We start from the raw sequence: 24,863 nt of genomic DNA, 5'->3' as shown, positions 1-24,863 counted from the left end.
AATCCTTATGCGAACGGGAAGTTGATGATGCCCTTGGCGACCAGCCGGACGTAGAAGTCGGCGATCATGATGGAGAACAGCGACGCCCACGCGAACTGCTGATGCCGGGCGTTGAGCTTGGACACGAAGGTCCAGAGCTTGTACCGCAGCGGGTGCTTGGAGAAGTTGTTCAGGCGGCCCGCCGTGATGTGCCGGCAGGAGTGGCACCCGAACGTGTACGCCAGGATCAGGATCGCGTTGACCAGCAGGATGATCGAGCCGAGCCCCACGTGGCCCCAATTGCCGTCCGCGTCGCGGAACGCCAGGATCGCGTCGTAGAAGAGGATCAGACCGATGATGGCGGCGACGTAGAAGAAGTACCGGTGGATGTTCTGCATGATCAGCGGGAACCTGGTCTCACCGGTGTACTTCTTGTGCGGCTCCTGCACCGCGCAGGCGGGCGGGGAGAGCCAGTACGAACGGTAGTAGGCCTTCCGGTAGTAGTAGCAGGTGAACCGGAAGCCCGCGGGGAAGGCGAGGATCAGCAGGCTCGGCGACAGCCCGAACCAGTCGCCCACCGGAGTCCAGCCCAGGAAGGTCGCGCCCTCGGGGCACGAGGTCGCGAGACACGGTGAGGCGAACGGGGCGATGTACGGCGCCGCGTAGTAGCTGGGGTCGAACATCGCCCAGAAGCCGTAGATCAAGAACGCCAGGATGCCGGTGAACGAAGCGGCTGGTGCGAGCCACCACCTGTCCGTACGCAGGGTGCGCACCCGTAGCTGTGCACGTTGTCTTCTGACCGGGCTCTCGGCCGTTGTCTGGGGCATCGGAGACCTCTCACCCTCACTGACTGCACGCGCGCCGGAAATATCGCACTCTTCCGTGGTGCGCGTCTTTTGTGGGGAAACGTTACGACGAGCGAATCACGAACCGTGAAGCAGGTCACCGCTCCTCAGTGTGATTCCTGTCACTTTTCGTTGAATGGCTCTCTTTTCTTCTCGCGGTTATCGCTCCGTGGGTCCACAGTACTACCCGGGTGAACTCCTCAAATCCACTTGTGCATGTCCGGGTGCCGTGCGAACGGCCTGGGGTGTCCCGCCCCGGTGCGGCGGTGCCGCCGCGCCACCGCGCCGGTGCCGCCCGATCGTCGCTTCCCCGGAAGCGTGATCCGCGATCGCCGGCCGCGTTCCCCGGTCCACGTCCACCCTGCGGGCCGGAGCCGGGGTGGGCGTCTCATTGTCTCGCATGATCGAATTCGCGCCGGGGGAGGGGTGGGCGATCGCGGTGGCATGGCCCGCCGCACCCTCGTACCCGTGACGCCCGGACCGGGGCGCCGGCTCTTTCACCTGGGATCCCACGCCGCCGCGGAGTCCGGATGGCACATCGGCACCGTGCCGGGCGGCCCGACGGCCGGCGGCGCGATCCTGGTCCGGCCGGGCCGTCATCGGACGACCGGGGCCGGGGAGGCGCCCGCTCCGGGCCAGGGATCGGGGCGCCCGGCGCTCTGCCCGCACCATGCCGAGGGATCCCTGGAGCCGCATGTCCACCAAGCGTAGAGCCAGCGATGTCGGCGATCTCGTGTGGGGGTGGGGCCTGTGGATGGGAGCGCGTCCCCGATCGGCGGGATGCGCGGGGTGTTGCGCGATACGCCCGGCGATGGAGATTGTTCGCCGGGCGGGATTAAGCGGCGTACGGTGAAGATCGGCGAATTCCCTGGTTCCTCGGTGTGATATTCATCGCACGGGTGGAGGGGTGATGCCGGAAATCGCCTGGAGCGTTTTCGATAGCCGTTCGCTATCGAATCAATAACTATCAGGCGTGATTGTGGAAAACATTGCGCCGCGTGAGGCCGGAGGGGAAACCGAGTTTCCACAGAATCACGTTCGGTTTCCGGTGGGTGCCCGCAGAGCCGCCAGGCTCATGCCGTGAACCGCACCGACGACGCCGTACTCCGCAGCATCACGCTCCCCTATTGACTTCCTCCCCTCCCTGAAGGGAGGGGATTCCAACCCTCACGGGTTGGGTTTCCTGCTTCACAGCCGGTCGCCCGCCGGGCTTGAGCCCTTGAGGTCTTACACCAGCTCCACAGGCGTTTTACCTCTCCGCCAGCCCAGCGGCGAGGATGTTCCTTGCAGCATTAACGTCCCGGTCGTGGGTTGCCCCGCAGGGGCAGGTCCACTGCCGGACGTTCAGCGGCATGGCGTCTTGCAGGGCACCGCACGCGCTGCACAGCTTGCTGCTGGGGAACCAGCGGTCCACCGCGATCACCTCGCGGCCATACCAGGCCGCTTTGTACTCCAGTATCGAGCGGAATTCCCGCCAGGCCGCATCGGAGATGGCGCGGGCCAGCCGCCCGTTTCTGACCATGTTGCGGACGGTCAGGTCTTCCACGGCGATCACTTGGTTCTCGCGAACAAGCCGTGCTTGTGGGGCGGCCGGGCTAGATGGTGGTCGAGGCTTGGATGGTGTCGAGCTGCCAACCCGCTTTGTGGAGTGCGGTGTGGCGGTGGGTGAGCCAGTCGGCTGCTCGCCGGCGGGTGACTAGGTGGCGGGTGCGGGTGACCTTGCCGTTGGTGGGGTGGTGGGTTTGGGTGGCGAGCAGGCCGGTGATGGTGATCTCCCACACGCCGTGCTGGGGGTGGGTGTACCGCCAGGTAGATCGTGTGCGCGGGTGGTGGAGTAGCCCGAGCGCGCCGAGTAACCGGGCGCGGGCGGTCACCGCTGCCCGGTGGTGGCCGCCGTCCCGGCCTGGAGCTTGTAGCGTGCTGCGACCTGCGCCGCCACCAGGGCCAGGTTGGTGTGGGGCATGGTGACGCAGCTTGGGCGCCCGGTGCGCGGGTCACGGTGCCCGGAGTCCCACCGGACTTCGTGGGGGTAGACCCAGACGTTGACCTCGCCGAGGGTGAGCAGGGCGACCCCGGGGGCGCCCGGGTTGGTGTGGAGGCGGCCCGTGATGTGGTGGGTGCGCTCAAGGATGCCCAACAGCGTGCGAGCGACGTCCACCACCGTGGGTGTTCGCCGTGACTGCGCCGGTGCGCCCGCCGGGGCTGTGATGGTCGGTGCGGTCATCGCCCTCCTCCACGAGTAGGAGCATGCGTAACTCGGTGATGTCCGGGGCGCGGAGTGCGCGCCCGGTGGTGTGCTCGGCTACCCAGACGCCGTGCCGGCCGCCGGGGAGAAGTTCCCGGTAGATCACCCAGCCGGGGAAGAAGTCGGCTTGGGTGATCTCGGCACACGTTGGCCATAAGCCGGGGTCGCCCCCGGGTGCGGGTGGGTTGTGCACGCATGCCACCGTAGGCGCGCCCCGGGTGGGGGGCCAGATGCGCACCGTGACCGTTTCGCCTTCGTGGAGGTGGAAGGGGCACGTTACGTGTCCCCCACCTACATGGGTTGGCCTAAATGGTCAGGTTGAGGAAGTCCACAAGGTCGCGTTGCGCGGGGGTGAGCGGCCGCGTGCGTGCTTGCACGAGCTCGGTGGTGACGTCCCGGGCGGCCTGCTGGTAGCGGAGCCACTGCCCGTGTTGGCGGCGCAACCTGGTGAGGACTTCGGTGGCCTTGTCGAGGTCACCTACGCGGACGAGTGCCCGGGCGCGCTCGAGGGATGCCCGGTTCCACGATGAGGGGTTCGTCCGGCCGGCGCCCTTGGGTATACGGGTGAGCGCTTGCAACGCCAGGTCCGGGCGGCCCTCGATCATGGCGTTCTCCGGGTGGAGCAGGGCGACGGTGACCGGGCCGAACCGGTACTGGCCGGCTAGGTCGTGTTCGCGGCCGAGCCGGGTTGCCGCCGTTTCGGCGAGGGCGAGGTACTCGCTCGCCTCCTCCGACCGGTTGTTGCGGATCGCGGCGGAGCTTGCTCGCATGAGGAGCCACCCCCACGCGGCGAGCTCGTCGGGGGTGGCTTTGGACATGCGCGGCTCCACGGTGTCGGCGGTGCGCGCGCAGAGGTTCTCGACCTCGGCGAACCGGCCCTGGCGGAGCATGGCCCACGCCTGGCAGGTGACCGCGGCCGCGGCTAGGGGGGTGTCGCCGATGGCGGCCGCGTCTTCGGCCGCCCGCTGCAACGCGGTCATGGCCAGGTCGTGGGCGCGGACCTGGATCAGGTACCGGCCGGCGAGGCCGAGGAGCGCGGAGCGGACCCGGCGTGCCCGCTGGTGGTCGGGCCCGTCGAGCGCGCTCACGTGGTAGTGGGCGGATTGGATCAGCCCGGGTAGCAGGCGGGCCAGGTCGTCGTACCGGTCGGCGTGGTAGATGTGGTTGGCCTCGGTGGCCGCGTCGGCGAGGCGGGGCAGGTGCACGTCGTCGTGGTCGGCGGTGCCGAGGGGGCGCCCGTCGAGCCCGACCGGGGGCAGGATCGCGGCGCGCATGTCCGCCAGAACCGCGTCATTGCCGTTGTCCACGGTCGGTGCCGGGCTGCCGGGGCGGACGAACCACACGGTGTGCACGCCGAGCGCCCTGGCGAGCGCCCGCAGGGTTTCCATGCGGGCGGTGCCCCCGCCCTCGATCTTCTTGATGACGCCGGTGCTCAGCCCTGCCCGGTTGGCAAGCTCCTCCTGGCTCCAGCCGAGCTGCTGCCGGAGTGCACGCAACTGGGCGCCTGGGTCGTCGTAACCGGTCATGGGGTGCCTCCCAGGGGGGTGTGTTAGGTGCCGGGGAGTGTGACCACCTCCACGGTGGGGTCGATTGCGCGCACGCGGGCCGGTTCCCCGGCGAGCGCCGACCAGCCTCGGGTGCGGCACGCGAGCGCGACGTGCGCGGCGGGCACGTCCGGGGTGATGGTGCGGCCGGCCGCGAGTTCGCCGATGCGCCGGGCGGTGGTCTCGTCAAGGGGTTCGACCACGACCAGGGGGCTGGCGAGGAACAGGTTCAGCCGTTCGATGCCGGCGTGGTCGGTGTTGGCGTGGCCGTGGATGGTCTGCCACGCTTCGGCGAGTGCGGCCGCGGGGACGAGCAGGGTGACGCCGTGGACGGCCGCCCGGTGTGCGAAGGCGGCCGTGTACAGGGGTGTGGTGACGAGATCGACTAGGACGGCGGCGTCGAGGACCATCCCGGTGAGCTGGTCTGGGGGGTTGGTGGTCACGAGGCTTTGCGCATCCTCCCCGGCAGGCAGTGCTTGGCGATGACCTGGTCAGCCCACGCGGCGGCCTTGGGGTCCGGTTCACCGGTGAGCTTGCGCCACTCGGCGAGCCACCGCTCGCGGTCGAGCCGGGCGCACACGGTTTCGGCGACGTACTCGGACACCGACGGGATGGTGCCGGCGGCGCGCGCCTGTTCAAGCGCTTCGACGGCTTCGGTGGGCAGGGTGATCGTGACTTTCCTCGTGCGCCCACTTCTCGTGCTATCGGCCATACCGAGAGGGTACCCGCGCCATACCAGGGTTTGGCAGTGGTTCGGCGGACAAGGCCGAGTCACACGCGTTTGATTCCGTCGGCGTGTTCGACTGGCATTGTGAATCAGGGATCGCCATAATTTGGTGCCATGAGAGGCAGTGGACGGCTGAGACGAGGCCGAGGAAAGCCTGGGCCGGCGCCGAAGTGGGGGGAACCGCTCGTCCGGTTCCCGTCGAGGCTGCCGGAGGGCATGAGAGCCCGTCTAGAGGCTGAGGCCCGGAGGCTTGGCTGGTCGGTCAACGACGTGCTCGTGGCCCGGCTTGCCGAGGCGATGGGTTACGACCTGCCACCCTTGGACGCCCCACCGGGCGGCAAGGCGGGTGAGCAGGAGCCGCTTCCGCTGCTCGATGGTGCTCACGTAGCCGCGTAAGAGGAGGACGGCCATCCGGGGGCGGGTGGCGGAACCCCACAACCCCATAAGAAAGCCTTAGGGTCCCCGCGCTCTGCCGGCAAGCACTCGCGCGGAGACCCTGACAAGCCATCCCGGCCCGGCGGACTGCCGTGGTGCCACCCCCTGGCCCTTCTCGTGGGTGGCGTCCTAGCGGTCGGCCGCCGTGCCGGCTCGTATGCCTGGGAGCCATCATAAGCGCTTTGCTCCCGGGGCGGCTAGTCACGCCCAATTCGGTCGGCGTGTCGGCCGTGCCCGGCATCAGTGATCGACGCCTCACGGTGCTACAGGCCGTGCCCGAGGGGTCACGGCGTGCATCGTCGCAGGGCAGGATGGATTCGCGCGGTCCAAGCGCACCCGGCGACCGCCCGGCTGCGCGCCGACGCCCACCGCAACGTGCTCGCCATCGCGTGGGTGCTCGCCCGGCACGCATCGTGGGCGTCCATGACCACCCGGCCCACGTGGGCGCGCATCCAAACCCTGACCGGCCTGTCACGTTCCACCGTCGCCCGGTGGATCGCCTCCCTCGTCCACCACCGGCTGCTCGGCATCGTCGAGCACGGGTCCACCCCCCGCTACCGGCCCGCCGGCGACGACACCACGGGAAACCGCGCGGCCGAGTACGTGCTCGCCACGCCTTGTGCTGTGGAGGAAACTCGGACCCCCACCAGAGTCCTCACAGATGAAAAACCTTCCCCGTCCCGGGCGCGCCCCGGCACGCTCGCACCACCGCACGTCACCCGGGACACGCTGTGGCCACTGGGGGTGACCCCAAAAGGGGCGAAAGGGGTAACCCTGGCGTTGGAGCAAATGCGAGCACGGTCGCTGGTGTTGCGCCGCATACGCGCCGACCGGTTGGCCCGCCTGCTGACGCCGTGGTTCCGCGCGGGGTGGACGCCGGCGGATGTGCTGCACGCGCTCGACTACCGCCCGGACGGCACCGCGTGGGGGTACACCACCGCGCACCACGGGGAAGGCAGGACATGGCCGAGCTGATCCTCTTATCCATCCCATCGCGGGTGAGCATCACCTGCGTGGTGGCGGCGCCCGAGCGGCCGCTCACCGAGGCGGTGGTCCCGCGGCCCCGCGACCTCCCCGACGGCGTCGACTGCCGCGTCGAGGAGATCGACGGACGCGATCCGTCCCTCGCCCCGGTCATCTCCCGGCTGTCCTGCCCCCACTGCTCGCCGGGCGTCGATCCGCTGGTCCCCGTGCTCCTGGAGCGCACGCGCGGCCATCTGTCCGTCACCTGTACGGCCCCGCCCGGCTGGGCGCCCGACCACCTGTGGGTCTGCGCCGAGGCGATCGAGCGGATCAGGGGCCTCACCGGCGGCATCGCCATCGATGTGGAACGATCCATCCTCCTGCCCGAGCCGTGGCGCCCGGACCACCCTCGCGGGCCGACGGACCTCCGCGTCGAGGACTGGGTGAGCGTGACGATCAGCGGCGACGGCGAGGGGCGGTACCTCATGTGCACCGCGGGGCTGTCCCGGTTCGGGCTGCCCGAGCTGCGCGCCGGTGACCTGCGGGAGCATCACGTTCCCGGGTGGTTCCATCTGGTGATCGGCCTCGCTGGCGTGCTGGTCCGGCGCGTGCTCGCCGATGAGCGCCTGCGGCCGCGGGGCGGCGCCCACGCCGTGCCCGCCGAGATCCCGGTGCCCGGGCCGGAAGTCTCCGCCGCGGTTCCGGCGGATGCGGCGCTGCCTGGTGCGGCGTGGGTCCGGCTCCGGCACGACGCATGGGCCGGCTGCCTCTCGCTCCTCCCGCCGGCCGCCTGCGTCGCGGGTGAGGCGGACTGGCGCGACCGGGTGGCCCAGGTGATGAGCGAACCGGGGGAGCACGGTGGAGTGTGACGCCAACGGCGGTATCCGCCCCGGCACATCCCGGGCCGGCCCACGCGCGGTCACGGCGGCCGCCCCCGGCTGCGACAAGGTCGTGCCGCCGGTGATGAGCGCCGCAAGTGACGTCTCCCCTCCGGCACCCGGCACGCCAGGTCCTCGGACGCGGCTGACGCCCGAGGCGTCAGCGGAGCCGGGACCGGACCTCCTGATGGAACGAGTCCAGGTCGATCCCGGCGCCGGCGATGATCCGCGCGCCCATGCCGGTCCGCTCCCGCAGCAGGCCGAGCAGGATGTGCCCGTCGCGGATCGCCGTGGAGTCGAGCGCGATCGCCTCGCGCAGCGACAGCTCCAGGACCTTCTTCGCCCGGCCGCTGAAGGGGAGGTGTTGGGTCTTCAACCAGGGGATGATGAGGCCGATGCCGCGCCGCCGTCCCGGCTCGGGGGGACGGCGTTCGAGCGCACCCGGGCCGAAGGCGGCCTCGACCTTCTCCCGTACCGCGTCCAGGTCGATCCCGATCGATCTCAGGGCGTCGGCGTCGAGCTCCTGCCCGGTCCGAGCAGCCGGACGACCGCCTGGGAGGCCCGGTCGTGGTCGAGCCCGTGCCGGTTGAGCAGCTCTGCCGAGAGCGTCCCGGTCTGGCGGAGCAGGCCGAGCAGCAGGTGCTCGGTGCCGATGTGGTCGTGGCGCAGCCGCTTGGCCTCCTCCTGCGCGCTGATCACCACCTGCCGAGCTTCCTTGGTGAACCGCTCGAACATCTACCTCTCCCGCCTCAGCAAACCCGACTTGCCCGCGTATTTCTTGTGCACCGCCTGACGGGAGACGCCCAGCACCGAGGCGATGTCCTGCCAGGACCATCCCGCCTCCCGGGCGTTCGCCACCTGCAGCGCCTCCAGCCGCTCCACCAGCGTGCGCAGCGCCCGTACCGCGCGCAGCCCCACCGCAGGGTCGCGGCTGCTCGCCTCCCCGGCGAGTTTCACCGTCTCGTCCATGCTGTCAACTTAGGTTGACGCGCCTCCGGATGTCAACCTAGGTTGACGTGTCCGAGGGGCGGGTCTCCAGATTTCCGTCTGGCCGGCATGGGGTAATCGGCCGTCCCGGACCGATGCGCCGGTCCCGCCGCCTGAGCGGGCTCCGGGCGCCGGCACCGCTGCGCCCAGGCCCCAGGAGCGATACGGCCCGGTCCGGGGAAGGACCCCGGACCGGGCCGGTCGAGCGCGCCGAATGGTCAGAGGCCGAGGGCGCGCTTGAGGAAGTCGAGCTGGAGCAGGAGCAGGTTCTCCGCGACCACCTCCTGCGGGGTCATGTGGGTGACCCCGGACAGAGGCAGCACCGTGTGGGGCCGGCCCGCGGCGAGCAGCGCGGAGGAGAGCCGCAGCGTGTGCGCGGCCACCACGTTGTCGTCGGCGAGGCCGTGGATGAGCAGCAGCGGCCGCTCCAGCTTCTCGGCGTCGCCGAGCAGCGAGGACCGCTCGTAGTGCCCCTCGTCCGGGTGGCCGAGGTACCGCTCGGTGTAGCACGTGTCGTAGAGCCGCCAGTCGGTGACCGGCGCTCCCGCGACCGCGGCGTGGAACACGTCCGGGCGGCGCAGCACGGCCAGCGCGGCGAGGTACCCCCCGAACGACCAGCCGCGGATGGCGACCCGGGAGAGGTCCAGGTCGTCCGGGTAGCGCTCGGCCACCCCGCGGAGGGCGTCCACCTGGTCCTCGAGCGCGATGGTGAAGTCGTGCCGGATCTCCCGCTCGAACGCGGGGCCGCGCCCGGGCGTCCCCCGGCCGTCGGCGACCACCACGGCGAAGCCCTGCTCGGCCCACCACTGCGGCTCCAGGAACATCCGCTGGGCGGCGAGCACCCGCTGGGCGTGCGGTCCGCCGTACGGGTCCATGAGGACCGGGAGCCGCTTCGATCCGGGCACATGCCACGAGGGGAACAGGACGGCGGTGGTGAGCTCGCGGTCGCCGGCCCGCAGCAGGGTCACCCGCGGCTCGATGCCGGGGCGCTCGGCCACGGACCGCACCGGCACCGTGGAGCCGTCCGGCCGCACCACGGTCACGGAGACGCCCTCGGTGTCGAGGCTCTGCCGGCTGATCACGCTCACCCCGCCCGTGCGGCGGCCCGCGTGCACACCCGGCTCGGTGGTGAGCGGGCTGATGCGCCCACCGGAGTAGAGCCAGAGCTGGATCTCGGTCGGCTCGCCGCTCGCCTGGAACAGGACCGTGTCGCCGTCCACGTCCACCACCGCGCGCACCTGGAGCGACGGCGGGGTCACCGGCTCGGAGCCGATGATCAGGCGGCGGCCGCCCTCGGCGTCGGCCACCCAGACGAGCCGGCCGTCATCGAGCCGGGCCGGGACGCCGGGGATGATCTCCACCCAGGCGGGATCGGTGTCCTCGCGGAGCAGGGTGGTCGCCCCGGTCGCCGGGTCCACGGCGAGCAGGCGCATGCTCCGCTGGTCCCGGGAGAGGGTCACGATCACCAGGCCGTGCCGGTCCCAGCGGGCGGTCACCAGGTACTCCTGCTCGTACGGCACGGCGACCCGGGATCCGTCCAGCCCGATCACGAAGAGCGTGACCTCGGCGTTCGCCGTGCCGGCCGCGGGGTAGCGCTGGGGGACGGGCGGCCGGTCGGGGTTGGCCGGGTCGGCGATGTGCCAGAGCGCGACCGGTGACTCGTCCACCCGGGCCACGAGCAGGCGGTCGCCGGTGGGCGACCACCAGTACCCGCGCATCCGGTTCATCTCCTCGGCGGCGATGAACTCGGCGAGGCCGTAGGTCACCGTGTCGCTCTCCGGCTCGGCGAGCACGGTGTCCGCGCCGGTCGCGAGGTCGATGACGTGGAGGGCGCCGCCGGTGACGTAGGAGACCCGGGTGCCCTGCGGGTCGAGGCGCGGGTCGACGGCCGGCCCGGCGGTGGCGAGGCGGCGGACCTCGCCGGTGGCCAGGTCGGCGAGGTGGATCTCCCCGGAGAGGGCGAAGACGGCCTTGCCGGCCCGCTCGTCCGTGGCGTAGGCCACCACGCCGCCGGCCGCCTCCCGCTTGCGCTCGCGGCGGGCCCGCTCCTCCGGCGGCAGGTTCTCCTCGTCGGCGCCGAGCGTGCGCGGGTCGGCGATCAGCCGCTCCTCCCCGGTCGCGACGTCGAGCTCCCACAGGCAGGTCACGGGGTCGGTGCCGGATCTCGTTCTCAGGAAGAGCACCCGGTCGCCGGCCGGGGAGATGGTGAAGTCCCGGGGGACTCCGAGCGTGAACCGCCTGGTCTTCGCGTGCAGCCGCGGGAAGCTCTCCGTCATGTCACCCCATACTGCCACCGGGTGACCGCCCGGCGTGCCGCGCGGCTCCCCCCGCGGCCGGGACGGCGAGCTCGGCGGACGCGCCCGGTCATCCCGGCTCCTGGCGTGCCGCATCGGCTCCCACGCGGGTGGGACGGCGGAACGACCGGCCCCTCTGGCTCCCCGCATGCCGCGCGGTTTCCCCTAGGGGGAGGTAGGCGAGCCCGGACCCGATCGGCCATCCCGGCTTTCGGCGTGTGGCGCCCACGCGGGGCGGGGACGACCGGCCACCCGGCCCTCGCGCACCGTGCGGCTCTCCTTGGGGGCGAGAAGGGCGAGCCCGGACGTGACCGGCCGTCCGGGCCCCGCGTGTCCGCGCTCTCTCACAGCGGGGACGGCGGGGACGACCGGCCGCCTCGGCCCCTCGCATGACGTGCGGGTCCTCCGGGCGAGGACGGCGAGCCGGGGGACCCGATCGGTCGCTCCCGGCCCCCTGCGTTCCGCGTGACTCCCCCCCGGTTAGGCTCGGGCGCATGGCCGACCGTCGTGTGCTGTTCGTGCACGCCCACCCGGACGACGAGTCCATCGAGACCGGGGCGACGATCGCCCGGTACGCGGCCGAGGGCGCGCACGTGACGCTGGTGACCTGCACCCTCGGCGAGGAGGGGGAGATCATCCCGCCCGAGCTGGCGCACCACGCCGCGGACCGGGATGACACCCTCGGCCGGTACCGGATCGGTGAGCTCGCCGCGGCGTGCGCCGCGCTCGGGGTCACCGACCATCGGTTCCTCGGCGGGGTGGGCCGGTGGCGCGACTCCGGGATGATGGGGGCCCCGTCCAACCTGCGGCCGGACTGCTTCTGGCAGGCGGACCTCGACGAGGCGGCGGCCGAGCTGGTGAAGGTGATCCGCGAGGTGCGGCCGCAGGTCCTGGTCACCTACGACGAGAACGGCACCTACGGGCACCCGGACCACATCAAGGCGCACCGGGTCTCCTGGCGGGCCTACGAGCTCGCCGCGGATCCGGCCTTCCCCGGGGGCGAGCCGTGGCGGATCGCCAAGGTGTACCACACCGCGCAGCCGAGGTCGGTGCTGCGGCGGGGGGTCGAGGCGATGCGCGGGGCGGACATGCCGTTCACCCGGGTGGCGAGCGTGGACGAGCTGCCGTTCGGCTGCGACGACGCGCAGGTCACGACCGAGATCGACGCCCGGGCGCACCTGCCGGCGAAGTTCGCCGCGCTGCGGGCGCACGCCACGCAGGTCATGGTGCACGAGCCGTGGTTCGCGCTCTCCAACGGCATCGGGCGGGAGGTCCTCGGCGTCGAGTTCTTCACCCTGAAGGCGGGCACGCCGGGCCCGCGGGTGGCGGGCGTGCCCGCCGGGGAGGGCGGTCTGGGCGGACCGCGCCTCCTGGAGACCGACCTGTTCGCCGGCATCGGCTAACCTCGGCCGCATGACCGAGGAGACGGCGCCGGTGGCGGCCGGCGGCGACGCGGCCACCCCGGCCCCGCCGGGCCCGGCCGCGGGCGCGCTGGCCGGTGCGGCGTACGGCATGCTCGCGCTGCTCGGCCTGGCGCTCGGCGTGGTCGGCGCGTTCCACCACTCCTGGTACCTGGGCGACGTGCCGGTCGCCGCGCTGGGCTGGCTGGTGGTCCTGTTCGCCGTGCCGTACGCCATGGGCAGGCTGAACCGCGGGAAGATCGCGGCCGCGGTGCCCGCCGTGGGGTGGTTCATCGCCACGTTCGCGCTGGCGACGAAGCACCGCGCGGGCGACTTCGTCATCGCCGCGGACCTCGCCGGCTACCTCTACCTGTACGGCGGGGCGGTCGTGATGGCGCTGGCCGTGGCGCTGGCCCCCTCGTCGGGGTCGTGGCTCCTGCGGGCGGGCCGGTCGTAGCCCGGGTCAGATCTTGCCGATCTCGGCCGGGAGGTCGAGGCCGAGCACCCGGTCGAAGTGGATGAAGGTCTCGAACCGCGACCCGGGCGGCACGGACTCGTCGTGCTCGAGCTCGCGCAGCAGCCGGAGCGCGGCCGCCGTGTCAAGGTCGTCGTCGAGGGCCCGCTGGATGCGCTCGGCGTGCCCCTGGTCGATCGGATGGCTGGGGGACTCGGCCCACTCGGCGACCCGCCGCCGCCACCGGGCGAGCTCGGCCGCGGCGTCGCGGAGCGCCTCGTCAGTGAGGTCGACCGGCGGCCGGTGGCCGTGGGCGAGGAGGGCGAGCCGTACCGCGAGCGGGTCGAGGCCGGCCGCGGTGAGCTCGGCGGGGGAGGCGATCGCGGCGCGCAGCTCCCCGCAGCGGATCCATCGGCCCTCCCCGTCGCAGTCCGCGCCGGGGCCGGTGATGTGCAGGTCGATCCGCGGGCCCGCCGCGCCGTCCCAGGGCGCCGGCGGGGGGATGTTGACGGTGAGCGCGGCCGTGCGGAGCTCCTCGCCCGGATCGTCGCAGAAGACCAGCGCCCGGATGCGGCGGCGTTCGGCCGACCGGCGCACCAGGTCGGCGAGGAGGAGGGGGCGCAGCCCGGCGAGGCCCACCGGGTCGTGGACGCGGATCCGCAGGGTGCCGGGCCCGGCGAGCGTGAGCGGCTCGGCGGCCCGATCGTCGTGCAACCGCAGCATGGCCCGAACCCCTATGTGAAGTGCTGGAGGATGTCGCGGTCGCCGCGTTCGCGGAGCCGTTCGAGGATCTGCTCCCGGGTGGCGCCCTCGGGGAGCCCGATCCGGGCGCCGATCAGCCGGAGCCCGTCCGCCTCGGAGGCGACCGGTGCCGTGTACCCGATGAGGTGGAGCGCCTGGTTGAGCGGGGGGAGCGTCGGCGCGGCGGCCGGCAGGAACCGGGTGAGGAGCTTGCCGTCGCTCACGGTGAGGAAGACGTGGTCGCCCTCCTTGGCCCGGCATTCGGCGAGCAGCGGCCGGATCGATCCGATCGTGGGCTGGTTGTGCCAGCTGATCACGACCCCGCCCCAGGCGGCCGCCGCGGTGAGCTGCCCGCCGGGGGACATCCCCAGGTACGCGGCGAAGCCGGTGGGGAGCGGGGACCCCGACCCGCGCAGGTGCTCGGCGTTGACGTCGATCCGGTGCCACCACCGGCCGTCCCGGCTGCGGAAGCACCGGCGGGTCAGCGAGACGTCCCGGCGCGGGTGGTACGGCTCGGCCGGCTCCTGCTGGGCGACCCGGATCCAGCCGCGCTGGGTGCGCTCGAACCCGGGGCCGCCGGCGTAGGCGCGGACGGAGCTCTCGCTCACGTCGTAGCGGGAGGTGATGCGGTCCACGATCGCGTTCACCGGCGCCTCCCCGCCGGCCCGCTCGATCTCCCGGACGATCATCTCCCGGATGCCGAGGTACTCCTCCCCGCCCCAGCGGCGCAGGCCGTACTTGTTGCGGTCGAGGCGGATGAACCGCTGGTCGGAGGTGAGCTGGGTGCGGATGCCGGCCGCGCTGTGGTCCTCGCCGATCCGCTCCTGGATCTCCTCCGGGCTGAGCGGGGCGCCGGCCACGGAGAGCACCGCCTCCACCTTGTCGGCGAGGTTGCGCGGCCAGGGGACGACGTGCCCGCCGAGCACCCGGAGCTGGGGGATGGAGCCGAGCCAGCGCTCGGCCACGTCCTCGCGGATGCCGAGCTGGGCGACCATGGAGACGGCCTCCTCCAGCGGCTTGGGGCCGTCGGCGAAGAGCTGCCGGGTCTTCTCCCGCAGCTCCTCGGCGCCGCCCGCCACCAGCCAGCCGTCCACCTGCTCGTACCCGGTGAGCAGGCTGCGCACGAACCGCCAGGCCGGGATGCCGAGCGTGGTGAGCTCGGTGCGGTGCCACGGCACTGCGGCGGCGAGGTCGTCGATCGGCGCGGCCGAGCCGAGCCGGGAGCGCAGCCAGGACAGGTGCGCGGTGAGCGGGGCGGCCTGGGGAGTGGTGAGCCACTGCTCGACGTGCTCGCGCAGATCGCGCTCGATCTGCCGGATCCGCTCCCTGGTGACGGAGAACCGCTGGGCGAGCTCGTCGAGGGTGGCCCGCTGGCCGGCCTCCCCGGGCTGGGACGGGTCCGCGTAGAGCCGGTCCCGCGCGATGGCCCGCTGCCGGTCGTCCAGCTCGGCGAAGATCTCATCAATGATCTCGGGGAGGGGGCGTTCCGGCACGGCGGGCGGCACCGCCGCGGCGGGGGCCTGCTCGGGCTGGTGTTCCGTGGCGAGCAGCCGCTCGAGCACCTCGGTGAAGATGGCGTGGACCCGCTCCCGCTGACCGGGTGTCTGCAGGCTCTCCCGGGGATGGGTGAACCTGAGCAGGGGGAGGATGTCGCCGAGGATCAGGTGCGACCAGCAGGCGGCGGTGAGGTCCGCGAGCCGGGAGGCCACCTGCGCGGTTCCGACCGCCGCACACGCCCGGTCGATCGGGAGCGCCTGCCACCATGCGTCGGGGAGCCCAGGGTCGCTCGCGATCGGCTCGACCTGGCTGGGGGCGGTCCAGCGCAGGGGAGGCACGATGTCGCAAAGGCTCAGGTTCATCCGGGTCCAACCGCAAGGGGCTTGTGCATCCGCTGTTCAGCCTAGGCGATCATAGGGGCAGGAAGGGACTGGGCACGCCCGAGTAGGACACATAGAGCATCTCGCTCGCCCTGGTACATGCCACGTAGAGCAGTCCGCGTTCGCGTTGCATGTCGTGTGCCCTCGCCACCGGATCCTCCTCGGCCGGGGTCAGCGCGTCCGGCGCAGGGATGACCCCATCCGCCACGCCGATCACGGCGACCCGGCGGAACTCCAGCCCCTTCATGCCGTGGAGCACCATCACTCTTACGGTGATGCCCGCTTCGCGGAGGGCCGAACGCGCGGTGGCGACGAGCTGCGGGGTGCGCGCGGTGACGGCGATCTCGTCCTCGGGCACGCCCTCGTCGATCCACTCGGCGACCAGGGAGACGAGCCCGGCGATCTCCGCCTCGGGGGAGACGTACCCGCGCACGATCGGGCGCGGGCCGTGTCGCAGCGCGCGGAAGCCGCCCAGGTCGGCGTGGCTGGGGACGAGACCGTCGGCGAGGCCGCCGCGGAGCCGCGCGCTCCAGGAGAGGACCTCGTGCGAGAGCCGGTAGGAGAGCTTGAGCCGGAACCTCCGCACCGGGATGCCGATGTCGGTGAGGGCGATCCGGGTGTCGAACATCCGCTGGTGCGGATCGCCGACGATGAACAGGTCGTTCGGCGCCTCCGGGACGGCCGCCCGCAGCAGCCGCCACTGCGCCGGGTGGAGGTCCTGCGCCTCGTCGACCACGATGTGCCGGTACGGCCGGCGCTCCGGCTGCTCCTCGCCGAGCAGGTCGCCGACCGCGCGGCCGAGCAGGTTCGCCGCGTCGGAGGCGAGCTGGAGCAGGGTCCGCCGGCCGGAGTCGCGGAGGCGGCCGGCCACGTGCTGGATCGCGTTCCACACCAGCTCCCGGTCGTCCGCGTCGAGCGGCACGCTCCGCCCCGGCCGGGGCGCCGCCTGGTACTCCTCGAGCGTGCGCAGGTCCTGGGCGAGGATGACCTGCTCCCACTCGCGCACCAGGAAGGCGGCGCCGAACCGGTCGCCCGCCCGGGCCTCCTGCCACAGGCCCGCGTAGTCGGCGGCGCCGACCACCTTGGGCGGCCGGCCCTCGGCCTCGGCCACGATGCGGTGGGCGAGCCGGTCGACGTTCATCACCTCGACCCGGCTCCGCGCCGCGTCGTCGCCGCCGAGGATCATGTCGAGCCGCCGGGACATCTCCGCGGCGAGCCCTTGGGAGAACGTGACGAGGAGCACCGGGCCGGCGCCGGCGCGGGCGAGGACGGCCGCCCGGTGGAGCGCGGTGACGCTCTTCCCGCTGCCCGCGCCGCCGGTGACGAGCACCGGGGTGTCATACCGGGGCCACGTGGCGTACGTGTACTGCTGCGGGTGGAGGAACGTGGCCCAGAGCGGGAGGGTGAGGATCCGCTCCAGGTCGCGGGGGTCGGCGGCGAACGCCGCCTCCCCGGGGGTGCGCCGCAGGGCCGCGGCGAGGTCGTCGGGGTCGATCTCCCCGGTCACCGGCGTCCGGCAGCAGTCGAGCGCCCGCCAGGCCGCGGCGAGCGACCCGCCCTCGGCGAGCACGGCGAGCGGCGCGTACTGGCTCACTGGCAGCAGCGGCTCGATGGCGGTGAGGTGGTACTGGGCGGTCATCAGCCGCAGCAGCGGGAGCAGCCGGTGATCGATGCCGATGGCGAGCAGGTCCGTGTCGCAGAAGCCGGCGAACAGCCGCTCGTCCGAGGCCTCGGCCGCCCGGCGCAGGGCGGGCTCGATCCGTTCCAGGCCCTCGGCGTCCCACGTCTCCACGACCCCGATCGCGGGGTTCACCCGGAACCGGTGCCGCCGGGCGAAGGACCACGCCTCGGCGTCCGTGCCGACGGAGACGAGCCAGTGGAGGTCGCCCTGCCGTACCGCCACGGCGCGGTGGTCCTCGGCGAGCCGCAGCGTGGCGACCTTCGCGTCCCGGCCGCCCCGCACCTTCTCCGGGTACGGCGCGGTGGGGGCGTTGCAGAGGAACCGCCGCAGTGCGACGAGCGCCTCCTGGCAGATCCGCTCGGGCAGGGCATGGAACCCTTCGGCGAACCGCGGGGAGATCGCGAGCCGAGGCACGAGTTAGCCCAGCAGGGAGAGCAGGTCGCGGTCTCCGCGCTCACGCAGCCGGGCGAGCACCTCGTCCCGGCCGACCGGGCCGCCGGTGAGCCCGATCCTGGTCGCGATCACCCGCATCGCCTGCTCCTCGGTGCTGCCGGGGGCGGTGTACCCGGCGAGCCGGAGCGCGCGGGCGGTCGGCTCGCCGTTGGCGGCCGGGGCGAGGTACCGGACCCGGAGCATGCCCTCGCCGGAGACGGTGAGGAAGAGGTGCCCGCCGACCTCGGCGGACTCCTCGGCGAGGATGCGCTCGAGCGAGCCGAGGGTCGGGCCGTTCTGCCAGGAGAGGGTGAGGTCGCCGAACGCGCTCCGCACGGTACGGCTCTCGCCCGGGGAGAGGCCGAGGTAGGCGGCGAACCCGGTGGGGAGCGCGACCTCCTCGCCCTGGAGGTGCTCGGCGGTGACGTCGACCCGGAGCCACCAGTGCCCGTCCGGGTCCCGGAAGCACCGCCGGGTGAGCGCCACGTCCTTGAGCGGGCCCCGGCCGCGCTCCGGTGCGTCGGCGGCCTCAGGGCCCGGCACGGCCCCCTCCCCGGCCTCGGGCACGGGCTCCGGAGGCGCGCCCTCGCCTGCCACCGGCGGAGCGTTCCCAGGAGCCGGAGGAGCGTCCCCCGGCACCGGAGCCCCGGGGGCCGGGACACCGTTCCCGGGCGGCGTCGCCCCGTTCCCGGCCGCCGGAGCGCCCTCCGGGACCGGCTGCGCGTTCGGGGCGGGCTGCCCGGCCGGGCGCTGGACCCTGAGCTGGGGTACGGTGTCGAGCCACTCCTTGGCCACCTCGGGGCGGATGCCGAGGGTGCTGACGAGTTCGACCGCGCGGGAGGCGGGGACCGGCCCGCCCACCTCGGCGATCAGGCGCAGGGTCTGCTCGCGCAGCTCGGCGAGGTCGCCGGAGACCAGCCAGTCGCCGTGGACCCGGTAGCCCGGGAGCGTGGCGAGCACGAAGTGCCAGGCGGGCACGTCGAGCGAGCGGAGCCGGCGCTTGTGCCAGTCGGCCGCCTCGATCAGCCGCCGCTTGGGCGCCGCCTTGCCGAGGTACTCGACCACCCGGTTGAGGTGCTCGCGGTACGGCACGGCCTCGGGGAGCGCGAGCCAGTCCGACAGCCGGACGCGGAGCCCGATCTCGATGGTGTGGATCGCGTCGGGCGGGACCGCGAGCAGCTTGGCGAGCTCCTCGGGGGCGGTGGGCGCGTCGGTGAAGACCACGTTCTGCGCGACCATCCAGGTGCAGTCGTCGAGGTCGGCGAACGCGGCGTCGATCAGGGCGAGCAGGTCCGGGCCGGTCTGCGCGGGGACGGCCGGTTCGGCGTGGGCCGGTGCGCCGGCCTCGCCCGACACGGCCGCGGCGTCGGGCGCGTGCTCACCCGCGGCGGCCGCCGGAGCCACGCCCGCGTGATCCGGTGGCTGGGCGGGCGGATGCTCCGCGGCGGGCTGCTGCGGCACGGCCGGCGATGGCCCGGCCGCCTGCGGCGGGGCGGCGGGCGCCTGCGGCCCGGCGGGGACCTGCTGCGGTGCGGCGGGAGGCGGTTCCGCGGGCATGTGCTGCGGCCCGGCTGAGGACGGTTCGGCCGGAACGTGCTGCGGGACCTGCGGTGGCTCGGCGGGCGCCTGCTGCGGCCCGGCCAGGGGCGCCTCGGCCGGGACCTGGTGCGGTGCCGCCTGCGGTCCGTCGGTGGGAACCGCCTGCGGTACGGCCTGCGGCTCTTCGGCGGGAACCGCCTGCGGTGCGGCCTGCGGCGCTTCCGCGGGCGGCCGCTGGGCCGCGGCCGGTGCCGGTTCGGCGGCGACCGGCTGCGGTGCGGCCTGCGCCGGCCCGGCCGCCGGGGCGAGCGGCTGCGGCCCACCGGGGTGCGGGGGCACGGCGGGACCGGCCTGGGGGTGTCCGGCGGCCTCCGGGGAGGCGGCGGGCACGGCCGCTGGCTCCTGGTCTCGGATGGGGGTGATGGGGCCGGCCGCCGCTGCGGGGCCGGATGGCATGGGGGCCGCCGCGGCCCGCGCCACGGGCTCGTCCCGCCGTTCCACCGGTCCGGCGGCCGGCACGCGGTGCCCGTCGCGCGGCTCCTCGTCCCGCCCCTCCACGGGGGAGAACCGGTGGAAGACCGCGGCGAACAGCGCGTTCAGGACCGGCCGCGCCTTGATGAACGGCTGGTCGGCGAGCTCCCGGCCGGTGAGCGAGAGCAGCCCCGGCCAGGACCCGGCGCGGTCGAGCGCGATCGCCACCTGCGGGTCGTCGGCCTCCTCCGGATCGAGCACGTACAGCGCGGGCAGCACGTCACCGATCGTGGCCGCCGGCCAGTGCTCCAGCGCGAGCTCGGTGAGGAGCTCGGCGAGCGCGTCCGCGTCGAACACCGCGAGCACCCGCTCCAGCGGCAGGGAGCGCCACCAGGCGGGAGGGAGGCCGGTCTGGTCAACGAGAAGTTCGATGCGGGAGGTGTCACTCCAGCGCAGGGGTGGCACCAGGTCACTCAGGCAGAAGTTCATGCGTTCCCCATCACTTCACGAGACCAGACTCATAGTCTGGCAAATGTGGTCAGTGTGCGAGGAGTGCCCACAGACCACTAGATGAGGCACGCACCATACCGTCAGCGCCGCTGGGCGGCGAAGCGGAGCCGGACGTAGTCGGCCATCCAGCCGGACTCGTGCCTGAGCGCCGGAGCGGCGAGCTCGTTCACCCGCCGGAGCAGCGGGTCCACCAGCTCGGGCGGCACCCGCTGGAGCAGCGGGCCGGCGAACATCCGCACCCAGTCGGCTGCGCCGTTGGGGCACTCGGTGAGCGGCGTGGGACGGTCGAAGTACTCGAGCAGCCGGACCGTGAAGCCTCCCCGCTCGAGCCGGAGCGCGTACTCGGCCGGGGTGGGGAAGTACCAGGGCAGCTCCGGCTCGGGCAGGCCGTACTCCCGCCAGGCGGTCTTCATCGCGGAGATGAGCGAGGCGCAGTTCCCGGCGCCGCCCATCTCGGCGATGAACCGGCCGCCCGGCCGCAGCGCCATCCGGACGCAGGAGATCACGGCGTCCGGGTCGCGGCTCATCCAATGGAGCGCGGCGTTGGAGAACACCGCGTCGTACGGATGGGCCACGGTGAAGTCGTGGGCGTCGCCGACGGTGAACTCCAGGCCCGGGTACTTGGCCATCGCCGCTTCGATCATGGCCCGGGAGGCGTCGATCCCGAGGACATGGGCACCGCGCGCGGCGATCTCCGCGGTGAGCACCCCGGTCCCGCAGCCGAGGTCGAGCACCCGCTCACCCGGCTTGGGGTCGAGGAGGTCGAGGAGCGGGGCGCCATGCGCGGAGACGTATCCGAAGGAGCTGTCGTAGGCCTGGGCGTTCCACCGCATGGTGCCGGGGATCTCGTAGCGCACGCTGGCTCGCCTTCTGGCACAAGGCCTGATCTTTAAGACGACGTCCCACTTTAAGGCCTTATGCCGTACTTCTTCATGATTTATACGAGCATGCGCTACATGCGAGCGTGCGCTACCCCATCGCCCGCGCCCAGTGCCGCTGCAGGTAGGCCTTCGCCTCGTCCTGCTGCGGGATGGTGAGCGTCACCGGGGCGCCGGAGACGGCGGGGAGCCGCTCGGCCGCCCCCCGGTCGAGCGTGCCGCGCATCTCCATGGCCTCCATCCGCGCCGGGCGGGCGTGCGCCCGGAGGAAGATGTTCTGCGCCTCGTCGGAGAAGAGGAACTCCTGCCACAGCCGGGCCGCGGCCGGGTGCGGGGCGTCCTTGTTGATCGCCTGGTGGTAGTAGGCGGCGAGGACCGCGTTCTCCGGCACGGTCACCCGCCACCCGCCGCCGCGGGCCGCCGCCCGGGCGACGTTGAGGAAGTCCCAGTCGATCACGGCCGTGGCCTGCTCCGGCCGGCCGAGCATGCCGTCCCGCTTGAGCCGGGTGAAGAAGTCGACCGCGCGCGCCGGGTCGGGCACCCCGTTCCGCAGGGACGCCGCCATGACCCCGTTGAACGCCGACGCCGAGGTGAGCGGGTCGCCGGGCAGCGCCACCCGGACGCCGGGCGACAGCAGCGCCGCGTACGAGCCCGGCCGGCGCATCCGGGCGGAGTCGTAGGCGATCGACATGTACCCGCCGTAGGCCGCGTACCAGCGCCCCGAGGGGTCCTTGAGGTCGTCGGGGATGTCCTGCCAGGTGGTCACCTTGTACGGCGCGAAGCGCCCGGCGTTCGCCACCGCCACCTCGAGGCTGAGGTCGAACACGTCCGGGGCGTTGCCGGCGCCCTTCCGCTGGGCGGCGGTCTCGATCTGCCGGGCGCTGCTCGCCTCCGGTTCGAGCCGCACGACGGTGATGCCGTACTTCTTGGCGAAGCGGTCGAGGAGCTCGCCGTACCCCACCCAGTGCTCGGGGAGCCCGATGACGTTGAGCGTGCCCTCCCGCTTCGCCGCCTCCACCAGCCGGTCCATGCTGCCGAACCCTTCGCGCAGGCTCGCGGCCCGCGGGTTCACCGGCTTGGGCCGCTCCTCCTTGGGCGGCTGGGACGAGCACGCGGCCGAGCACACGGCCACCGCGGCGAGGACGGTCACTACGATGCGCACGGGTATGGTCACGCAGCGTATCGTCGGGGCGGTCTCACCTCATGGTCGAGGAGGCGCGCGGGGGGATTACCGAGCCGGCACTCACCCGTTCCCCGTCCCGGCCACGGTTCCCCCATGGTTCTCCCACGGCCGTTCGCCGTGCCGGCCTCCGCGCGACCGGCCGTCGCCCGGCGCGCTCCCGGCGGCACCCCACCGATGACATCCCGGCGCATGCCCTCGGTGAGCTCCCGGAAGGGCCGGCGTCGCGCCCTCCAGGGCGGGCATGCCGGGATCCCCGGCGCGTCCGCGGACGGCCGGCGGTGACCGGGGGCGGCCGCCGCCTCGTGCGCCGGGATTCCCGCCGATGCCCGGAGGCGCCCGGTGCCGGCCGAGGATCGCCAGGCCGGGTCCGGGTTCCCGGCGCGCTCGACGGACCCTGCCGCCGGCCGAGGTGGGGAACATGGGATTCCGGGCGTGCCCGGAAAGCCCGCCGCGATCGCCGCACGCCGGCGCACATCGAATTCCGGGCGCCGTGGTGAAAGATCTGCGACGCGCCCGGAAGGACCCCTACTGTTCCGGCATGAAACAGGGAAGGGCAATACTAGGGCTAGCGACCGAGGTCGAGTCGCGCCACCCGAGAAGGAGCCCGTTGTGACGTACGTCATCGCGCAGCCCTGCGTCGATGTCCTGGACAAGGCATGCGTCGAGGAGTGCCCTGTCGACTGCATCTATGAGGGCGAGCGCATGCTCTACATCCACCCCGACGAGTGCGTGGACTGCGGGGCGTGTGAGCCGGTCTGCCCGGTAGAGGCGATCTACTACGAGGACGACCTGCCCGAGCAGTGGAAGGACTTCTACAAGGCGAACGTCGAGTTCTTCGACGACCTCGGGTCACCCGGCGGCGCCTCGAAGCTGGGCAAGATCAACAAAGATCACCCCATCGTCGCCGCGCTCCCGCCGCAGGGCGGGGAGCACTGACCGCCGGGGTCTCCGCACGCTCGCCGCGCTCACCTGAGCCCGCGGTGACCCCGCGGTAGCACGGCCCATGCCGCGGCCATGGGCCGGTCGTCGTCACCGTGCACTGACTGGGGGACCACGTGATCGCGTTGCCGGATTTCCCGTGGGATCGGCTCGCGCCCTACAAGGAGCTGGCGAGCGCGCATCCCGGAGGAATCGTCGACCTCTCGGTCGGCACCCCGGTGGATCCGGTACCCGAGGTCGCCCGCAGCGCGCTCGCCGAGGCGGCGAACAGCCCCGGCTATCCGCAGACGTACGGCACGGCGCGGCTGCGCGAGGCGGCGGCACGGTGGCTGCGACGCCGGCACGGGGTCACCGTCGACCCGGCGGCGGTTCTCCCCACGATCGGCTCCAAGGAGCTGGTCGCCTGGCTGCCCACCCTGCTCGGGGTGGGCCCGGGCCAGCGGGTGATCTTCCCGGAGCTCGCGTACCCGACCTACGACGTCGGGGCGCGGCTGGCCGGGGCCGAGCCGTACCCGGCGGACGGCCTGCTCGCCCTGGGACCGGAACGGGCGGCGCTGGTCTGGGTGAACTCGCCGTCGAACCCGACCGGCCGGGTGCTGCCCCCCGAGCACCTGCGCAAGGTCGTCGCGTGGGCGCGGGAGCGGGGCGCCGTGGTGGCGTCCGACGAGTGCTACATCGAGCTCGGCTGGGAGGAGCGCCCGGTCTCGATCCTCCACCCCGAGGTCTGCGGCGGCTCCCACGAAGGGCTGCTCGCCGTGCACTCGCTCTCCAAGCGGTCGAACCTCGCCGGATACCGGGCGGGGTTCATCGCCGGGGACCCGGAGCTGGTGCGGCGCCTCCTGGAGATCCGCAAGCACGCGGGCATGATGGTGCCCGCCCCGGTCCAGGCGGCCATGGTGGCCGTGCTCGACGACGACCGGCACGCCGAAGAGCAGCGGGAGCGGTACGCGCGGCGCAGGGCCGCGCTGCGCCCGGCCCTGGAGCGGGCCGGATGGATCATCGAGCACTCGGTCGCCGGGCTCTACCTGTGGGCCACGAACGGCACGGACTGCTGGGAGCAGGTCCGGGCGCTCGCCGAACGGGGGATCCTCGTGGCGCCCGGTGAGTTCTACGGCCCGGCCGGCCGCCGTTATGTCCGCATCGCCGTCACCGCGAGCGACGAGCGCATTGCAGCGGCGGTGGACCGTTTGAAGTAGTATCCCCCGCCATGGTGGCAGCGGTCGTGATCGCGGTGGCCGTCACCCTGATCGTCGTGCTGGGCGCGTTCCTCATGATCGCCAGCATCGGGCGTTCTCTCGCGGCACCCCCCAAGCCCTCCGGCAAGCCGGCCGCCCCGGGTGCGGCGGCCCCTGCCGGGGAGCCCGGATACCTCGATCCCCGGACGATCAGGGTGGGTGACACGGTCGGCGTCCAGGGGACGCGGTACCGGTGCATCGGGGCGCTCACCGTGACCTGGCAGGGCGAGAACTGGACGGAGTACTTCCTCGAGGACGCCGACCGGCGCGTCCGGTCGCTCACCGTCGAGGAGCGGCGCGGCGGTGACGGGGGCGACGTCAGCCACCTCGCCGTCATCCTCTGGACCCCGATCCCCACCGAGGGCATGATCCCGGCGAAGCGCATGCTGATCGTGGACGGGGTGGAGTTCCATCCCGTGGAACGTGGCACTGCCGCGTTCCGCTCCGAGGGGATCACCGGCTTCCCGGACCGGGGCCTGCTCGACTTCGCCGACTACCGGTCCGCGGACGGGCGGATGCTCTCCTTCCAGCGGGCGCAGGGCGGCAGGTGGGAGGCGTGCTACGCCCAGCCGCTGCCCCCGGGAACGATCACCGTAGAACGAGCCACCCGGCCCGGAGGGTAGATT

General features: G+C 72.9%; 24 protein-coding genes and 1 pseudogene. 8 read left to right on the top strand and 17 right to left on the bottom strand.

Translation table 11 applies throughout. The annotated features are described in order from the left end of the window. Positions 1-5 precede the first annotated feature (5 nt). The 7 genes and pseudogenes from TBIS_RS15135 to TBIS_RS19180 all read right to left on the bottom strand — a co-directional run bounded on the left by TBIS_RS15135 (position 6) and on the right by TBIS_RS19180 (position 5,325). Entirely contained in the window at positions 6-806 is an 801-nt protein-coding gene (locus TBIS_RS15135; protein WP_013133277.1) for a hypothetical protein, read from the bottom strand. 1,132 nt (positions 807-1,938) lie between these two features. After that, positions 1,939-2,400 (bottom strand): annotated as a pseudogene (locus TBIS_RS15130) (RNA-guided endonuclease TnpB family protein); the annotation flags it as partial. Between the two features lie 19 nt (positions 2,401-2,419). Further along, positions 2,420-2,605, bottom strand: coding sequence for a hypothetical protein (locus TBIS_RS15125; protein ID WP_041431675.1), 186 nt, complete (start codon positions 2,603-2,605; stop codon positions 2,420-2,422). An 89-nt stretch (positions 2,606-2,694) separates the two neighbouring features. Beyond that, positions 2,695-2,982: a hypothetical protein gene (locus tag TBIS_RS15120; RefSeq protein WP_148231543.1), complete on the bottom strand. Its 288-nt coding sequence runs from the start codon at positions 2,980-2,982 to the stop codon at positions 2,695-2,697. A gap of 392 nt (positions 2,983-3,374) precedes the next feature. After that, entirely contained in the window at positions 3,375-4,595 is a 1,221-nt protein-coding gene (locus TBIS_RS15115; RefSeq protein WP_013133274.1) for a helix-turn-helix domain-containing protein, read from the bottom strand. Positions 4,596-4,618: 23 nt separating this feature from the next. Continuing rightward, positions 4,619-5,056 (bottom strand): hypothetical protein, encoded by a 438-nt coding sequence (locus TBIS_RS18285; RefSeq protein WP_013133273.1) that lies wholly within the window; start codon positions 5,054-5,056, stop codon positions 4,619-4,621. Continuing rightward, entirely contained in the window at positions 5,053-5,325 is a 273-nt protein-coding gene (locus TBIS_RS19180; protein ID WP_013133272.1) for a hypothetical protein, read from the bottom strand. The genes TBIS_RS18285 and TBIS_RS19180 overlap by 4 nt, the downstream gene beginning before the upstream one ends. Positions 5,326-5,454: 129 nt before the next feature. On the opposite strand from TBIS_RS19180, the gene TBIS_RS20255 reads away from it, so the two are divergent. The 3 genes from TBIS_RS20255 to TBIS_RS15095 all read left to right on the top strand — a co-directional run bounded on the left by TBIS_RS20255 (position 5,455) and on the right by TBIS_RS15095 (position 7,607). Continuing rightward, the gene (locus TBIS_RS20255; protein ID WP_148231542.1) at positions 5,455-5,736 is read left to right on the top strand and encodes an Arc family DNA-binding protein; all 282 of its coding nucleotides are present in this window, start codon (positions 5,455-5,457) and stop codon (positions 5,734-5,736) included. A 330-nt stretch (positions 5,737-6,066) separates the two neighbouring features. After that, the gene (locus tag TBIS_RS15100; RefSeq protein WP_013133270.1) at positions 6,067-6,750 is read left to right on the top strand and encodes a hypothetical protein; all 684 of its coding nucleotides are present in this window, start codon (positions 6,067-6,069) and stop codon (positions 6,748-6,750) included. Further along, complete coding sequence (locus tag TBIS_RS15095) at positions 6,738-7,607, top strand: hypothetical protein (RefSeq protein ID WP_013133269.1); 870 nt, start codon at positions 6,738-6,740, stop codon at positions 7,605-7,607. Before TBIS_RS15100 ends, TBIS_RS15095 begins: the two co-directional genes overlap by 13 nt. Positions 7,608-7,776: 169 nt before the next feature. On the opposite strand, the gene TBIS_RS19590 is transcribed toward TBIS_RS15095, so the two are convergent. The 4 genes from TBIS_RS19590 to TBIS_RS15080 all read right to left on the bottom strand — a co-directional run bounded on the left by TBIS_RS19590 (position 7,777) and on the right by TBIS_RS15080 (position 10,879). Then, a complete protein-coding gene (locus TBIS_RS19590) occupies positions 7,777-7,992 on the bottom strand; it encodes a Clp protease N-terminal domain-containing protein (protein WP_206206719.1) in 216 nt (71 codons plus the stop codon). Between the two features lie 125 nt (positions 7,993-8,117). After that, entirely contained in the window at positions 8,118-8,351 is a 234-nt protein-coding gene (locus TBIS_RS19585; RefSeq protein WP_206771180.1) for a Clp protease N-terminal domain-containing protein, read from the bottom strand. Continuing rightward, positions 8,352-8,585, bottom strand: coding sequence for a helix-turn-helix domain-containing protein (locus TBIS_RS15085; RefSeq protein ID WP_013133268.1), 234 nt, complete (start codon positions 8,583-8,585; stop codon positions 8,352-8,354). A gap of 236 nt (positions 8,586-8,821) precedes the next feature. Then, entirely contained in the window at positions 8,822-10,879 is a 2,058-nt protein-coding gene (locus TBIS_RS15080; RefSeq protein WP_013133267.1) for a S9 family peptidase, read from the bottom strand. A gap of 512 nt (positions 10,880-11,391) precedes the next feature. On the opposite strand from TBIS_RS15080, the gene mshB reads away from it, so the two are divergent. Both mshB and TBIS_RS15070 read left to right on the top strand, forming a co-directional pair. Continuing rightward, positions 11,392-12,300: an N-acetyl-1-D-myo-inositol-2-amino-2-deoxy-alpha-D-glucopyranoside deacetylase gene (gene mshB, locus TBIS_RS15075; protein ID WP_013133266.1), complete on the top strand. Its 909-nt coding sequence runs from the start codon at positions 11,392-11,394 to the stop codon at positions 12,298-12,300. 10 nt (positions 12,301-12,310) lie between these two features. Further along, the gene (locus TBIS_RS15070; protein ID WP_013133265.1) at positions 12,311-12,754 is read left to right on the top strand and encodes a DUF6113 family protein; all 444 of its coding nucleotides are present in this window, start codon (positions 12,311-12,313) and stop codon (positions 12,752-12,754) included. Positions 12,755-12,760: 6 nt separating this feature from the next. On the opposite strand, the gene TBIS_RS15065 is transcribed toward TBIS_RS15070, so the two are convergent. From TBIS_RS15065 to TBIS_RS15040, 6 genes are all read right to left on the bottom strand, one after another. Next, on the bottom strand, positions 12,761-13,474 hold the full coding sequence (locus tag TBIS_RS15065) for a cysteine--tRNA ligase (RefSeq protein WP_013133264.1): 714 nt from the start codon (positions 13,472-13,474) through the stop codon (positions 12,761-12,763). Between the two features lie 11 nt (positions 13,475-13,485). After that, positions 13,486-15,351, bottom strand: coding sequence for a sigma factor-like helix-turn-helix DNA-binding protein (locus tag TBIS_RS15060; protein WP_013133263.1), 1,866 nt, complete (start codon positions 15,349-15,351; stop codon positions 13,486-13,488). Positions 15,352-15,400: 49 nt separating this feature from the next. Beyond that, positions 15,401-17,464, bottom strand: a complete 2,064-nt coding sequence (locus TBIS_RS15055) for a UvrD-helicase domain-containing protein (protein WP_013133262.1) — start codon at positions 17,462-17,464, stop codon at positions 15,401-15,403. Positions 17,465-17,467: 3 nt separating this feature from the next. After that, complete coding sequence (locus TBIS_RS15050; RefSeq protein WP_013133261.1) at positions 17,468-19,981, bottom strand: hypothetical protein; 2,514 nt, start codon at positions 19,979-19,981, stop codon at positions 17,468-17,470. A 101-nt stretch (positions 19,982-20,082) separates the two neighbouring features. Continuing rightward, entirely contained in the window at positions 20,083-20,859 is a 777-nt protein-coding gene (locus TBIS_RS15045; RefSeq protein WP_013133260.1) for a class I SAM-dependent methyltransferase, read from the bottom strand. A gap of 112 nt (positions 20,860-20,971) precedes the next feature. Continuing rightward, positions 20,972-22,054: an ABC transporter substrate-binding protein gene (locus tag TBIS_RS15040; RefSeq protein WP_013133259.1), complete on the bottom strand. Its 1,083-nt coding sequence runs from the start codon at positions 22,052-22,054 to the stop codon at positions 20,972-20,974. 618 nt (positions 22,055-22,672) lie between these two features. Between TBIS_RS15040 and fdxA the strand changes: the two genes are divergently transcribed. From fdxA to TBIS_RS15025, 3 genes are all read left to right on the top strand, one after another. After that, positions 22,673-22,999 carry a ferredoxin gene (gene fdxA / locus TBIS_RS15035; protein WP_013133258.1) on the top strand — a complete coding sequence of 109 codons (327 nt, stop codon included), beginning with the start codon at positions 22,673-22,675 and terminating at the stop codon, positions 22,997-22,999. Between the two features lie 119 nt (positions 23,000-23,118). Next, positions 23,119-24,198, top strand: a complete 1,080-nt coding sequence (dapC, locus tag TBIS_RS15030; RefSeq protein ID WP_013133257.1) for a succinyldiaminopimelate transaminase — start codon at positions 23,119-23,121, stop codon at positions 24,196-24,198. 11 nt (positions 24,199-24,209) lie between these two features. Beyond that, the gene (locus TBIS_RS15025; protein WP_013133256.1) at positions 24,210-24,860 is read left to right on the top strand and encodes a DUF4178 domain-containing protein; all 651 of its coding nucleotides are present in this window, start codon (positions 24,210-24,212) and stop codon (positions 24,858-24,860) included. Positions 24,861-24,863 lie beyond the last annotated feature (3 nt).

This window comes from Thermobispora bispora DSM 43833 (assembly GCF_000092645.1).
GTDB lineage: Bacteria > Actinomycetota > Actinomycetes > Streptosporangiales > Streptosporangiaceae > Thermobispora > Thermobispora bispora.
This window is presented reverse-complemented; position numbering and strand designations above follow the sequence as displayed.

Coding starts and splice junctions, on each gene's coding strand:
- TBIS_RS15135 (WP_013133277.1), bottom strand. CDS start 806: ATGCCCCAGACAACGGCCGAGAGCCCGGTCAGAAGACAACGTGCACAG.
- TBIS_RS15060 (WP_013133263.1), bottom strand. CDS start 15,351: ATGAACCTGAGCCTTTGCGACATCGTGCCTCCCCTGCGCTGGACCGCC.
- TBIS_RS20255 (WP_148231542.1), top strand. CDS start 5,455: ATGAGAGGCAGTGGACGGCTGAGACGAGGCCGAGGAAAGCCTGGGCCG.
- TBIS_RS15115 (WP_013133274.1), bottom strand. CDS start 4,595: ATGACCGGTTACGACGACCCAGGCGCCCAGTTGCGTGCACTCCGGCAG.
- TBIS_RS15025 (WP_013133256.1), top strand. CDS start 24,210: ATGGTGGCAGCGGTCGTGATCGCGGTGGCCGTCACCCTGATCGTCGTG.
- TBIS_RS15050 (WP_013133261.1), bottom strand. CDS start 19,981: ATGAACTTCTGCCTGAGTGACCTGGTGCCACCCCTGCGCTGGAGTGAC.
- TBIS_RS15070 (WP_013133265.1), top strand. CDS start 12,311: ATGACCGAGGAGACGGCGCCGGTGGCGGCCGGCGGCGACGCGGCCACC.
- TBIS_RS19180 (WP_013133272.1), bottom strand. CDS start 5,325: ATGGCCGATAGCACGAGAAGTGGGCGCACGAGGAAAGTCACGATCACC.
- TBIS_RS15095 (WP_013133269.1), top strand. CDS start 6,738: ATGGCCGAGCTGATCCTCTTATCCATCCCATCGCGGGTGAGCATCACC.
- TBIS_RS15085 (WP_013133268.1), bottom strand. CDS start 8,585: ATGGACGAGACGGTGAAACTCGCCGGGGAGGCGAGCAGCCGCGACCCT.
- TBIS_RS15065 (WP_013133264.1), bottom strand. CDS start 13,474: ATGCTGCGGTTGCACGACGATCGGGCCGCCGAGCCGCTCACGCTCGCC.
- mshB (WP_013133266.1), top strand. CDS start 11,392: ATGGCCGACCGTCGTGTGCTGTTCGTGCACGCCCACCCGGACGACGAG.
- TBIS_RS19585 (WP_206771180.1), bottom strand. CDS start 8,351: ATGTTCGAGCGGTTCACCAAGGAAGCTCGGCAGGTGGTGATCAGCGCG.
- TBIS_RS15080 (WP_013133267.1), bottom strand. CDS start 10,879: ATGACGGAGAGCTTCCCGCGGCTGCACGCGAAGACCAGGCGGTTCACG.